Below are 13,711 nucleotides of genomic sequence, written 5' to 3' on the forward strand. Positions count from 1 at the left end.
CAGCTTCCTCAAAGGAGAGTCGATGGTGGCAGCACATCACCGCACCGCACACCGCATCCTCGCGCTGGTCTCCGTGACCGCCACGCTCCCCGCCCTCGCCGGGTGCGGCGGCGTGAGCTTCGCGGACACCGAGTCCAAGACGTTCACCACCCTGGGCTACGGCATGGACGACGCCCTGGCCTCCGACCGTGTGGCCACAGCGCGCACCGCGCTCAAGGGTCTGCACCTCCAGGTCAATGAGGGGCAGTTCGACGAGCAGCAGTTTCTGTCGGCCGTCGCGGCCGGCGATCCGCCCGACGCCGTGCACATGGACCGGACCCTGATCGGCGGCTACGCCGCCCGCGGGGCCCTCGTACCGCTGACCGACTGCATCAAGAAGGAACACATCGACCTGGGCGCATTCAACAGGACCGCTCTCACCGAGGGTTCGCTCGACGGCGCCGTCTACGCCCTGCCCGACTCGTACAACAGCCGCCTGCTGCTCATCGACGACAAGGTGGTGAAGCAGAACGGCATGCGGGAGTCCGACGTGCGCACCGACGACTGGCACGCACTGCGGACACTCACCGAGCGGTTGAAGAAGACCGACGGTGCGAAGCTCACCCGCATCGGCTTCGACCCCAAGATCCCCGAGTTCTTCCCCCTGTGGGCCAAGGCCAACGGCGCGGACCTGGTCAGCGCCGACGGACGCACCGCGCACCTGAACGACCCGAAGGTCGTCCAGGCACTCACCTACGCGGTCGGCCTGATCAACGCGCAGGGAGGCTGGGGCCGCTTCAAGTCCCTGCGCGACTCGTTCGACCAGTTCGGCGCCAAGAACCAGTTCGCGACGGACCAGATCGGGGCGATGCCGATGGAGGACTGGTACGTCGACGTCCTCGCCGACTCCTCCCCCGACGTGCGGCTCGCTACCGGCGTGTTCAAGGACCGCCGGGGCAAGGCCCTGAACTGGACCTCCGGCTTCGGATGGGCCATCCCTCGGGGCACCCGCCACCTCGCGCGGGCCTGCACGTTCATCAAGACCATGACCGCCACCAGCACCTGGGTACACGCCGCACGGACGAAAGCCCAAGAGGTCAGGGACGCGGGCCACGCCTACACGGGAGACGTGACGGGCAATCTTCAGGCCGACCGGATCATCGAGCACGAGATATGGAAACCCACGGGCAACCCGGCGTTCGACCGCGCCAGCCGCACCCTCTTCGACATCTCCCGGGAAGGTTTCGCCGTGCCCTCCAACGCCGCCGGTACGGAGTTCAAGAACGCCTGGCAGAACGCGGTGAACCGGGTGCTGTCGGGTGAGCAGAGCCCGCGGCAGGCCCTCGACCAGGCCCAGAAGGTAGCCCAGAGCGCCCTGGACATCGCCAACGAGGGCAGGTGACCGGGCCCATGACCAACACCACCGCACCGCGCGCGGTCGCCGCGACCGCGGCCGGCAAGCGCCGCGTCCGCCGCGAGACCTGGGCTGCCTACGGCTTCCTGTCCCCGTGGGTCATCGGCTTCCTCGTCTTCACCGCCGGCCCGATGATCGCCAGCCTCGTCCTGTCGTTCACCGACTACGACGGTATCGGCACCACGCACAGCGTCGGAACCGCCAACTACCGGCAGCTGTTCGACGACCCCTCGGTGGCCAAGGCCCTCATGAACACCCTGGTGTTCACCGCGCTGCGCGTCCCCCTCCAGATGGCCCTGGCCCTGGTGCTGGCGATGCTGCTGATGAAGGCCGGCCGGGCGTCGGGCGTCTTCCGCACCCTCTTCTACCTGCCGGTGATGACCCCGCCCGTCGCCGTCGGCATCCTCTTCCTGCTGCTGTTCAACGGCAACGTCGGCCTGATCAACGAGGTGCTGGGCTGGGTGGGGATCACCGGGCCCAGCTGGACGACGGACGCGTCCTGGGTGAAGCCGGGCCTGGTGCTGACCAGCCTGTGGTCGGTCGGATCGACGGTGATCATCTACTTCGCCGCGCTGCGCAACGTACCCCGGGAGCTGTACGAGGCGGCCGAGCTCGACGGTGTGGGGCGCTGGAACCGGTTCCGCCACGTGACCGTGCCGCAGATCTCCGGCACCCTCTTCTTCACGCTCATCGTCAACACCATCGCGTCGCTGCAGACCTTCACCGAGGCCTACACCGCCTTCTTCGGCAGCGCCAACTCCCAGACGTACAGCAACGACGCGGCCCTGTTCTACGTCGTCTACCTCTTCCAGCAGGCCTTCCAGTACCTGCACATGGGGTACGCCTCCGCCATGGCGTGGCTGCTCTTCCTCGTGATCGTCGCCATCACCCTCGTCCAGACCAAGGTCAGCAAGCGTTTCGTCTACTACGAAGGGGAGGAGCGGTGACACAGCTCTCCGCGACCGGGGCGGACGTCCGCCGCGCACACCGGGACGACCGGAGCGAGCAGACACCCCACGAGACCGAGGACGGCGCACGCCGGGGCCGGGACGGAGCGAGGCCGCTGAGACGGGCCCTGCACCGGCTCGGTCTCACCGCCGCGGCCGTGGTGTTCCTCTACCCCTTCGTCTGGCTGCTCAGCGCCTCCGTCAAGCCCTCCCAAGACGTCTTCGACAACGCGCTCGTCCCGCACGTGTGGCAGTGGCGGAACTACTCCGCCATCTGGGACGCGGTGCCGCTGCTGACCTGGGTCGGCAACAGTGTCGCGGTGACCCTCGCCGCCGCCGTCAGCGTCACCGTGAGCAGCGCGCTGGTGGCCTTCGGGTTCGCCTACTTCCGCTTCCCCGGGCGCAACGCCCTGTTCGCCGTGGTGATCGGCACGATGATGCTGCCGGCCGCCGTCACGATGGTGCCGCAGTACCTGGTGTGGAACTGGCTGCACCTCGCCAGCAGCCAGGTGCCCCTGTGGGCACCCAACCTGTTCGGCAGCGCCTTCTACATCTTCCTGCTGCGCCAGTTCTTCCTCGGACTGCCCCGTGAACTGTTCGAGGCCGCCCGCGTCGACGGGGCGAGCTACTGGGCTCTGTTCTGGCGGATCGCCGTTCCGCTGTGCCGGCCGGCACTCGTCGTCACCTTCATCTTCGAGGTGCAGGCATCCTGGACCGACCTCGTACGCCCCTTGATCTACCTCCGCGACCCGCACCTGTACACCGTGCCCCGTGGTCTCAAGGCGGTGCTGGATCAGTTCGGCGCCGGCGGTGAGCTGCGCTGGGAGATCGTGTGCGCCGCGTCCGTCGTCGTCACCGTGCCCATGATCATCGCTTTCCTCGTCTGCCAGCGGCACTTCACCGAGGGCGTGGCGACCACCGGAAACAAGGGATGAGGAAGCAATGACCCACCCCCCACACGACCGCGCCCGCGGCGCCGTACTCGCACTGGACGTCGGCGGCACCAAGCTCGCCGCCGGTGTCGTACGCCCGGACGGTGAGGTCCTGTCGTTCGTGACCTGCCCCACCGACGCGGCGGGCGGGCCCGATGCCTCGCTCGCGCGCCTGTTCGACCTGGGCAAGCACGCGCTGGACCGGGCGGGCGTCGACCCGGGCGCCGCACCGGAACGGCTGACGGGCTGCGGCATCGGCTGCGGCGGACCCCTGGACCCCGAGCGGGGCGTGGTGCTGTGCCCGCCCCACCTGCCGGGCTGGATCGACGTCCCCCTCGCCCGGCTCGCCGAGAGCACCTTCGGCCTGCCCGCCGTCCTGGACAACGACGGCACCGCGGGTGCCGCGGGGGAGTGGCGCTTCGGAGCCGGGCGCGGTACGCGGCACCTTGTCTACCTCACCGTTTCGACGGGAATCGGAGGCGGCTTCGTCATCGACGGGCGCACCTACCGCGGCGCCGCCGGGAACGGCGGCGAGCCCGGCCACATCACCGTCCGCTCCGACGGCCGGCCCTGCCGTGGCTGCGGCAGGGCCGGGTGCCTGGAGGCGTACGCCTCCGGCACCTCCCTGGGCGAGCGGGCCCGGGAGGCCGTCACCCGGGGCGAACCCACTTCGCTGCCGGCCGACGCCACCGCCGCCGACGTCTCCCGCGAGGCGCGCGCCGGCGACCCGCTGGCCGTCCGCTTGTGGGACGAGACCACCGCCCTGCTCGGCCAGGGCCTGACCTCCATCGTCAACCTCTACGAGCCCGAGGTCGCCGTCCTGGGCGGCGGAGTCACCCGTGCCGGGGAGCAACTGCTGGAGCCCGTGCGCCGCACGGTCACGCGCCTCGCCATGGGCCCCGCGGCCCGGGCGGTCCGCATCGTGCGGGCCGCGAACGGCGACCGGGCCGGCGTGCTGGGCGCCGCCGCGATCGCCTTCGAACGGCTGCCCGACGCCCGCGACCTGCGGCGGGTCCAGGAGGCGGCAGCGTCGAACTGAACCGGCTCCCCACAGCCCTCTCCGCCGCGGGCCGGATGGCCCGCGCTCGCGGGCCGGACACGGCACGCCCGCACCCGCACGACCACCGCACCCGGCCCTGCCCGGAGGAGGACGCGCCGCACCCGGCGCGCGCCTCTCCGTACCGGCTCCGCCCGTCCCACCACGCCCCCGCACGGCCGTACCGCACGGCCGTACCGCACGGCCACAGCGCACGCTCGTCCTCCCAGGAGACGCATGTCCACCCCTACCGCCCGCTCCGGCGCGCCCATCGCCCCGGCCGACCAGCTCACCGACCACCTCGCCGCCGTGGAAGGGCTGTACGCCCTGCTGCCCGCGCTCCGCGCCGTGGGCGACCGGCTGATCGACGTCTACCGCCGCGGCGGCCGCCTGTACACCTTCGGCAACGGCGGCAGCGCCGCCGACGCCCAGCACCTCGCCGGCGAGCTGATCGGGCGCTACCTGCGCGAGCGCCGCCCGCTGCCCGCCGTCTCGCTGGTCACCGACCCCACCGTCGTGTCGTGCATCGGCAACGACTACTCCTTCGACGAGGTCTTCGCCCGCCAGATCAAGGCGCTCGCCACGCCCGGGGACATGGTGATCGCCTTCACCACCTCCGGCCGCTCCCGCAACGTCGTCCGGGGCCTGCAGGAGGCCCGCGACCGCGGAGCCGTGACCGTCCTGTTCGCCGGCGGGACCGCGGACGGCATGCCCGCCCGCGAACACGCGGACCTTGCCCTCGTCACCCCCGCCACCACCACCGCCCGCATCCAGGAGACCCACCTCACCCTCCTGCACCTGCTCAGTGAACACGTCGACGCCTGGGCCGCCGGAGCCGACGGGACGGGCGACGACGCCACGACAGCACCGCACGACGAGCGACAGGAGACCGCCGCCGTATGAGCACGCCCCGACCCTCCTCCCGCGACCGGCTGCTGCACCTGGTGGGCAACGCCCACATCGACCCCGTGTGGCTGTGGCGCAAGCCCGAGGGCCTCCAGGAGATACGCGCCACCTTCCAGTCCGCCGTCGACCGCATGGAGGAGTACCCCGACTTCGTGTTCACGTGCGACTCCGTGATGTACCTCGAGTGGATCGAACAGCACGACCCCGAGCTGTTCGACACCATCGCCAAGCGCGTCGCGGAGGGCCGCTGGCAGGTCATCGGCGGCTGGTGGATCGAGCCGGACTGCAACATCCCGGCCGGCGAGTCCTTCGTCCGCCAGGCGCTGTACGGACAGCGCTACCTGCTGGAGAAGTTCGGCAGGGCGGCCACGATCGGCAGCAACCTCGACCCCTTCGGCCACAACGCCACCATCCCGCAACTGCTGCGCAGGTCGGGCATGGAGGGCTACGTCTTCCTGCGTCCCGGCCCGCACGAGCAGGTGCTGCCGGGCCAGTTCTTCCACTGGGAGTCCCCGGACGGCTCCCGCGTCACCGCCTACCGCCTGCCCAACGAGTACTGCGCGCCCGGCGCCGACATCGGCAACCACCTCGACAAGTCCCTGGCGCTGATGCCGCCGGACGAGCCCGAGCTCATGGTGTTCTACGGCGTCGGCAACCACGGCGGCGGACCCACCAAGGCGAACCTCGAGTCCATCCGCCGCCTGGACTCCCTCGGTGGCCTGCCCACCCTCCGCCTGAGCCACCCCGAGGCGTTCTTCGCGCGGATACGCGACCGCGAGGACATCCCGGTGCACGCCGGGGAGTTGCAGCACCACGGCCCCGGCTGCTACTCGGCACACTCCGGGGTGAAGGCGTGGAACCGCCGCGCCGAGAACGAGTTGATGCGGGCCGAGAAGTGGGCGTCCGTCGCGGCCGTCGCCGGGGAGCCGTACCCCGGCGACCGGCTCACCGAGGCGTGGAAGCTCGTGCTGTTCAATCAGTTCCACGACATCCTGGCCGGCACCTCCATCCGGTCCGCGTACGAGGACGCGCGCGACGAGTACGGCCACGCCCGCTCGATCGCCGCCGACGTCCTCAACCGGTCCGTGCAGGCCATCGCCCGCCGCATCGGCATCCCGATGCGGGAGGGCACCACGCCCCTCGTCGTCTTCAACCCGCACCCCTGGACCTTCGACGGCGACGTGGAGTTCGAGTTCGGTCAGGCGGCCACCGTGCGCCTGACCGACGACACCGGCGCTGCCGTACCCGTCCAGCCGACCCGCTCGGAGTCGACCATGGCGGGCAGTCGCGGACGCCTCGCCTTCCGCGCGAGCGTCCCGCCGCTCGGCCACCGCGTCCACCACCTCCTGACCGGCGCCGAGCGGGACAGTGAGGGGCCCGTGGCCGCCACCGACACCAGCCTGGAGAACGAGTACCTCCGCATCGAGATCGACCCCGCCACCGGCTGGCTGCGTTCCCTGGTCGACAAGGAGACCGGCGCCGAGCTGATGCCCGGGGCCCCGGGCGACCACGCCGTCGTCGTCGACGACCCCAGCGACACCTGGGGGCACCGGATCCACTCGTATGACAAGGCGATCGGCGCCTTCACGGCCCGCCGCTGCCGTCTGGTCGAGTCCGGCCCCGTCCGTGCCGTCCTGCGCGTCGAGAGCGCCTACGGCCGCTCGGAGATGGCGGAGGAACTCGTCCTGTCCGCCGGCTCGCGCCACGTGGAGGTGCGTACCGTCGTCGACTGGCACGAGCGGCTGACCCTGCTCAAGCTGCGCTTCCCCACCGCGCTCACCGACGTGACCGCCACCCACGAGATCCCCTACGGGCATCTGGAGCGCACCCCCGACGGCACCGAGGAGCCCACCCAGGCGTGGGTGGACGTCACCGGCACCCTGCCCGGTGGCGCGCGGGCCGGACTGACCGTGGTCAACGACAGCAAGTACGGCCACGACGTGCACGGCGGCGAGATCGGGATGACCGCGCTGCGCAGTCCCGTCTACGCCTGGCACGAGCCGAAGGTCCTCGATGACGACGGCGTGTACGCGTACCTGGACCAGGGCCGGCAGGAGTTCCGCTACCTGCTCCTGCCGCACGGCGCCGACTGGCGCGCCGCCGACCCCGCACGGCGCGCCGCCGAACTGAACCAGCCCGTCTTCACCCTCCTGGAGACCTTCCACGACGGCCCGATCCCGCAGGTGCGGGCCAATGTCGACGACGGTGCGGGAGCGGTCACCGTCAGCGTGGTCAAGGGCGCCGAAGACGGTTCGGGAGACCTGGTGGTCCGGGCCTACGAGTCCCACGGCCGGGCGGCTGCCGCCCGGATCACGCTGCCCCTGCTCGGCGAACGCGCGATCGAGGCCGACTTCGGGCCGTACGAGATCAGGACGTTCCGGGTGCCGCGCGACCCGGCACTGCCGGTGATCGAGACCGACCTGCTGGAGCTCGCCCCGGACGACACCACCGCCGCCGAGGACGCCTGACGTGCGCCTCCCCACAGACGGCTGGGAGCTGCGCGGCTGTCTCGGCGACACCTGGCGCTGGCTGAGCGGTCCGGGCAGGCCGGAAGGAGAACCCGGGTGGCTGCCCGCCCGGGTCCCCGGATCCGTCCTCGACGACCTGCGCGAAGCCGGCGCCGTACCCGACCCGTACCACGCGGCGGACAGCCTGCTCGGTGAGTGGGTGCCCCAGCGCACCTGGCTCTACCGGCGCCGGCTGACCGTACCGCCGCACGAGTCCGGCAGCCGGGTGCTGCTGCACTTCGAGGGGGTCGACCACGAGGCGACCGTCCTCGTCGACGGCGCCGAGGTGGGCCACCACGCCGGGATGTACACGCCCTTCACGTGTGACATCACCGACCGGGTACCCGACGGCGGCGGCGTCGTACTGCTCGCCGTCGCCGTCCACGCCGCGCCTCCCGGCGAGCCGCAGGTGGGCAGGACCGACCGGGTCCGCACCCACAAGTCCCGGATGGGCTACGGCTGGGACTTCTGTCCGCGCATGATCCACCAGGGCATATGGAAGCCGGTCCGATGGGAGGTCGCCGGGCCGCTGCGCCTGGCGGACACCACCGTCGCGGCCACCCTGGCCGAGGACCACACCCACGCGACGGTGGACGTCTCGGTCCACCTCGACGCCGCCGCACCGGGCAGCGTCCACATCACCGTCCGCGACCCCGAGCGACACGTCGTCGCGCGGACGCGGGCGGACCACACGGCCGGCACCGACGAGGTCACGGCCTGCCTCACCGTCCGCCGGCCGCGCCTGTGGTGGCCCAACGGCCACGGCGACCGACCGCTGTACACGGTCACCGTGGACCTGCGGGACTGCGCCGGAAACACCGTCGGCCGGGCCGAACGCCACTGCGGCTTCCGCACCGTCGCGCTGCGCCCCAACCCCGGCGCACCCGCCGGCGCGCTCCCGTACAGCCTGGAGGTCAACGGCCGGCGGCTGTACGCCAAGGGATGGAACTGGGTCCCCCACGACGCCCTGTACGGCGCCGCACGTCCGGGCCGCCTGGACCACCTGCTCACGCTCGCCGCCGACGCGCACGTGACCCTGCTGCGGGTGTGGGGCGGTGGGCTGATCGAGACCGAGGAGTTCTACGCCGCCTGCGACCGGCTGGGCCTGCTGGTGTGGCAGGAGTTCAGCCTGTCCAGCTCCGGCATCGACAGCGTGCCCTCGGCGGACCCCGCCTACCTCGCGCTCATGGAGCGCGAGGCGCGGCACATCGTCCCCGCGCTGCGCCACCACCCCGCACTGGCGGTGTGGGGCCCGGGGAACGAGCTGCACGACACCGCGACCGCGCGCCCCCTGGCGGAGGCGGACGCCCCCGTCATCGCCGTCCTCGCCCGCGTCGTCGCCGAACTCGACCCCGGCCGGGCCTGGTTGCCCGGCTCCCCCTCCGGAGCTGCCTTCCTGAACCGGCTCGACCTGATCCGGGCCGACCCCGACGCGCAACACGACGTGCACGGGCCGTGGGAGCACCAGGGACACGGCGCCCACCAATCCCTCTACGACGCGGGAACGTGCCTGCTGCACTCGGAGTTCGGAGTCGAGGGCATGGCCAATCGCCGTACCTGGGACGCCGTCGTACCCGCGGACCGCCAGTGGCCCACCGGACGCGACAACCCCCTCATGGAGCACCTCGGCGCCTGGTGGAACAACACCCCGCTGGTACGGGCCGCGTTCGGCGGCCGGCCCACGGACGTGGACGGCATGCGCCGGGCCAGCCAGCAACTCCAGTACGACGGCCTGCGGTACGCCGTCGAGGCCAACCTCCGCCGGGCCCCGCGCAGCAGCGGCGCCCTGCCGTGGCAGTTCGACGAACCGTTCCCCAACGCCTGGTGCACGAGCGCCGTGGACCACCGGGGTGATCCCAAACCCGCCTACTACGGAGTACGCCGCGCCTACCGGCCCGACCACGTCTGCGCCTCCTTCGCCACCCAGGCATGGGGAGGTCACACCGTGTTCACGGCCACTCCCCACGCCTGGCGCGGCCGTCCCGGCTCCGGTGGCCCCCCGCGCGGTGCCACCGTGCTGGCCCGCGTCCTGACGGCACGGGGCGAGACCGTCGGCGAGAGCGACGGCACGCTGAGCGTCCCCCGCACCGACATCCCCGGGGAGCTGTTCCTCCTCGACCTGGCCCTGCGCGACGACGACGGCACGCTCCTCGCGGCCAACCGCTACGTCCACAGCACGACCGGCGACCTGGGACCGCTGTTCGACCTCGCACCGGCCGGGATCGAGGCCGCGACCGAACCCGGGCTCACCGCCGTACGCCTGACCCACACCGGCGGCCCGGCGGCACTCGGGCTGTGCCTGTCCGACGCCCGGCCCATCACGGCCCCCGGCTGGGGCACACCCGACGACTCGATGCTCGACCTGCTGCCGGGAGAGAGCATCCGCATCCCCGTCACCTGGCGCGACGCCCCGACCGAAGGCCGCGCCCTGCTTCTCGAAGGCTGGAACATCCGTGCCCGCGTCCTCGACTGACCCGACCCCGCCGGCCCTTGGCATACCCCTGCCGCCGGAGCTCGTCCTGCGCGAGGAGGCCGACGGCCTGGCGCGGTTCCCCTACCTGGTCGGCCTCCTGGCCCCCGACGGGGCCTGCCGACCCGTGCTGCCGGACGCGGTGGTGCGCGACGCCACGGGTGCGGTGGACGCGACGGGCACCGCCGCCGGCTTCCACGCCGAGCTGCATCTGGAACCGGCCGGTCCCGGCCTGCGCGCGGCGACCCTGACCGTCACCCGCACCGCCCCCGACGCCGCCGTCGCCGGACTCCGGGTCGAGCTGCGGCTCGGCCCCGGCGACGACCCCGGCTGGCTCGTCCCCGGCGTGTTCTACGGGCAGAACCGGCTGCCCGGCTCCACGCGCCCCTTCCCGCGTTTCGCGGCCCCGGAGGGGGACCCGACGGGCCTCACCGCCCTCGCCTGGTCCTTCCGGGCCGACCGGTGCGCCACGCCCGCCGTGTTCGCCCGCGACCGGCGCGGGGGCGCCGCGCTCGCCGTCGCGGAACACGGCAGCCTGGGCCAGCAGGGCGTCGGCTTCGCCCTGGCCGAGGGGGACCGTCCGGCCCTGCGGCTGCACGCCCCCTACCGCGAGGAGCCGGTGTCGTACTACGGCTCGCAGACGCCCCGCCCCGCGGACCTCCCGGAGCACCTGTGGCAGCCGGGGGAGCGGCACATCCTGCACTTCACCGTGCACCTCCTCGACGCCGACCCGCACGCCTACGCGCCCGTGCTCCGCGCCCTGCACACGGCCACCGGTACGCCGCCGGAGCCCGCCGCATGGGTCGGCGTGCGCGAGGCGGCCGCCCTGAGCGCGGAGGGCCTGCACCGCTGGCACTACCGCCCCGACCCGCCCGTCCTGCTGGAGACCGCCGCCTTCGACCGGGAGGCGCTCGGCGCCCGCGGCGACCGGCAGGCCATGCACGTCTCGTGGATCAGCGGCGCACCGTACGCGCACGCCCTGCTGCTCCACGCCCGCCGCACCGGCGACACGACCCGGGCCGACGCCGCGATCGGCGTACTGGACCACATCTGCGCCCACCTCACTCCCGGCGGGACCTTCTGGGGCCAGTGGACCCGCGACGGCGGCTGGTCCGCCGGCTGGACGGGCCACCGCGGGCGGCTGCACGCCCGCACCCTCGGCGATGCCACCCTCTTCACGCTGCGCGCCCTGCGCGCCGAACGAGCCCGAGGCGTCGACCACCCGCTGTGGGAACAGGCGGTACGGTCCAACCTGGCGGCCGCCCTGAAGGGCCAGGACGCCACCACCGGACGCCTCGCCGCGGCCCACCACCGCGAAACCGGCGCCGCCGTCGACCACCGCGGCTCGGCCGGGCTCGCCTTCGTCGGCGCGCTCGTCGAGGCCGCCGACCTCTTCGGCGATCCCGTCCACCTGGAGGCCGCCCGGCGGGCGGGAGCGGCGTTCGCGGCCGACGTCACCTCCGAATTCCTGTGCGGCGCGCCGGAGGACGTCTCTCTCGCCCCGACCTCCGAGGACGGCTACAACGCCGTCATCGCCTACACCCTCCTGCACGAGGCGGGCGACGAGGACGGCCGGTGGCTCGACCTCGCCCGGCGGGCCGCCGACTGGACTCTGACCTTCCGCTACACCTACGACGTCCGCTTCCACCCGCATACCCTGCTCGGCCGCTACGGCTTCCGCACCCGCGGCGCGGACCAGGCGTCCCCCTCCAACCAGCACCTGCACGCCTTCGGGCTCATCTGCCTGCCCGAGACCGTCCGCCTCGCGCGGCATCTCGGTGATCCGTACTACCTGCGCTCGGCGCGCGAGAACCTCGACTGCTTCCGGCAGTTCGTCGCCCGCGCCGACGGCGACTTCAACGCCTACCGCGGCATGGTCAGCGAACGCTTCTACCAGACCGACTGCTTCCAGGCCAAGGGCATGCTGCTCACCCTCTCCCACGCCTGGTCCGCGGGCGTCCTGCTGTACGCCTGCGAACACGCCCTCGACCTGCCGGAATTCCAGGAGGACCTGTGACCACCGACCGTCCCGGACACGCTGCCGTACTGCGCTTCCCGCCCGGATTCCGCTGGGGCACCTCGACCTCGGCGTACCAGGTCGAGGGCGCGGTCGACGCCGACGGGCGGGGCGAGTCCATCTGGGACCGCTTCAGCCGCGTGCCCGGTGCCGTCGAGAACGGGGACACCGGCGACGTCGCCTGCGACCACTACCGGCGTCACCACGAGGACGTCGCCCTCATGGCCCGCCTCAACACCAACGCCCACCGCTTCTCCCTGGCATGGCCCCGGATACTCCCCGACGGACGCGGCCGGGTGGAGAAACGCGGGCTCGCCCACTACGACCGTTTCATCGACTCCCTGCTCGAACAGGGCATCGAACCCCTGGTCACGCTCTACCACTGGGATCTGCCCCAGCCGCTGCAGGACGCCGGGGGCTGGCGCAACCGGGACACCGCCGAGCACTTCGCCCGGTACGCGGCCGTCTGCCGGGACGCCTTCGGCGACCGGGTGCGCGACTGGGTGACCGTCAACGAGCCGTGGATCGTCGGCCTCCTCGGCCACCAGCTCGGCCTGCACGCACCGGGGGAGAAGGACCTCAAAGCCTCGGTCACGGTCATGCACCACCTGCTCCTGGCCCACGGCCTGGCGGCAGCCGAACTGCGGGCCGGCACACACGCCGGCACCAGGGCCGGCATCGCCTACAGCCTCTTCCCGCACACTCCCGACGACGCCGTCGACCCCGCCGACCGGGAGGCGTCGCGGCACTCCGACGGATACGTCAACCGCTGGTTCCTCGACCCCGTCCACGGACGCGGCTACCCCGCGGACATGCGCCGGCACTGGGAACGGGCCGTCGGCGACCTCGACTTCGTCCGGGACGGCGACCTCGCCACCGTCGCCGCCGGCAGCGACTTCATCGGCGTCAACTACTACACCCGCCGCATCATCCGCGCCGACCACGGCGACGGTCCCTGGCCCTGGAAGGTCGTCGAAGGGCGCCCCGGCGTGCCGCGCACCGACCTCGGCTGGGAGATAGTCCCGGGCGACCTGCGGGAGCTGCTGCTGAGGCTGCACGCCGACTACCCCGGCGTACCGCTGCTGGTGACGGAGAACGGCGCCATCTACCGCGACGAGCCCGCCGCCGACGGCGCCGTGCACGACGAACGCCGCATCGACTTCCTCCACGGCCACCTCAGGGCCGTCCACGAGGCGCTCGCCCTCGGCGCGCCCGTGGAGGGCTACTACCACTGGTCGCTGATGGACAACTTCGAGTGGGCGATGGGCTATTGGCCCCGCTTCGGGCTCGTCCACGTCGACCGGGAGACGCAGCGCCGCACGATCAAGGACAGCGGCCACTGGTACGCGCGGGCGGCCGCGGAAGGCGCCATCCCCGCTGTCCTCCCGCCCACGGGGACGGGCCGGTGAACCCCCTCCGAGTGGCGACGAGGCCGCCGGACGACCGTGGCAAAGGGCGCCGGAACGCCGCCACCCGCGCACCCCGCGGGACCGGCCGAAGCAC

The 13,711-nt window shown here is 72.6% G+C and carries 9 protein-coding genes; all 9 read left to right on the top strand.

The genetic code is table 11. The features are described 5' to 3' along the window. The first annotated feature begins 22 nt into the window (after nucleotides 1-22). The gene (locus BLV72_RS28870; RefSeq protein WP_093465902.1) at nucleotides 23-1,381 is read left to right on the top strand and encodes an extracellular solute-binding protein; all 1,359 of its coding nucleotides are present in this window, start codon (nucleotides 23-25) and stop codon (nucleotides 1,379-1,381) included. Between the two features lie 8 nt (nucleotides 1,382-1,389). Continuing rightward, nucleotides 1,390-2,340: a carbohydrate ABC transporter permease gene (locus tag BLV72_RS28875; RefSeq protein ID WP_093470604.1), complete on the top strand. Its 951-nt coding sequence runs from the start codon at nucleotides 1,390-1,392 to the stop codon at nucleotides 2,338-2,340. Next, the gene (locus tag BLV72_RS28880; protein ID WP_208905766.1) at nucleotides 2,337-3,275 is read left to right on the top strand and encodes a carbohydrate ABC transporter permease; all 939 of its coding nucleotides are present in this window, start codon (nucleotides 2,337-2,339) and stop codon (nucleotides 3,273-3,275) included. The genes BLV72_RS28875 and BLV72_RS28880 overlap by 4 nt, the downstream gene beginning before the upstream one ends. A 7-nt stretch (nucleotides 3,276-3,282) precedes the next feature. Beyond that, entirely contained in the window at nucleotides 3,283-4,311 is a 1,029-nt protein-coding gene (locus BLV72_RS28885; protein WP_093465903.1) for an ROK family protein, read from the top strand. 234 nt (nucleotides 4,312-4,545) lie between these two features. Next, on the top strand, nucleotides 4,546-5,211 hold the full coding sequence (locus BLV72_RS28890) for a D-sedoheptulose-7-phosphate isomerase (protein ID WP_093465905.1): 666 nt from the start codon (nucleotides 4,546-4,548) through the stop codon (nucleotides 5,209-5,211). Then, nucleotides 5,208-7,682, top strand: a complete 2,475-nt coding sequence (locus tag BLV72_RS28895) for an alpha-mannosidase (RefSeq protein ID WP_093465906.1) — start codon at nucleotides 5,208-5,210, stop codon at nucleotides 7,680-7,682. Before BLV72_RS28890 ends, BLV72_RS28895 begins: the two co-directional genes overlap by 4 nt. Before the next feature lies 1 nt (nucleotide 7,683). Further along, nucleotides 7,684-10,194 carry a glycoside hydrolase family 2 protein gene (locus BLV72_RS28900; RefSeq protein WP_093465908.1) on the top strand — a complete coding sequence of 837 codons (2,511 nt, stop codon included), beginning with the start codon at nucleotides 7,684-7,686 and terminating at the stop codon, nucleotides 10,192-10,194. Further along, the gene (locus BLV72_RS28905) at nucleotides 10,175-12,208 is read left to right on the top strand and encodes a hypothetical protein (RefSeq protein WP_208905768.1); all 2,034 of its coding nucleotides are present in this window, start codon (nucleotides 10,175-10,177) and stop codon (nucleotides 12,206-12,208) included. The genes BLV72_RS28900 and BLV72_RS28905 overlap by 20 nt, the downstream gene beginning before the upstream one ends. After that, nucleotides 12,205-13,617, top strand: a complete 1,413-nt coding sequence (locus BLV72_RS28910; protein ID WP_244321055.1) for a GH1 family beta-glucosidase — start codon at nucleotides 12,205-12,207, stop codon at nucleotides 13,615-13,617. The genes BLV72_RS28905 and BLV72_RS28910 overlap by 4 nt, the downstream gene beginning before the upstream one ends. Nucleotides 13,618-13,711 lie beyond the last annotated feature (94 nt).

This window comes from Streptomyces melanosporofaciens, assembly GCF_900105695.1.
Lineage (GTDB): Bacteria > Actinomycetota > Actinomycetes > Streptomycetales > Streptomycetaceae > Streptomyces > Streptomyces antimycoticus.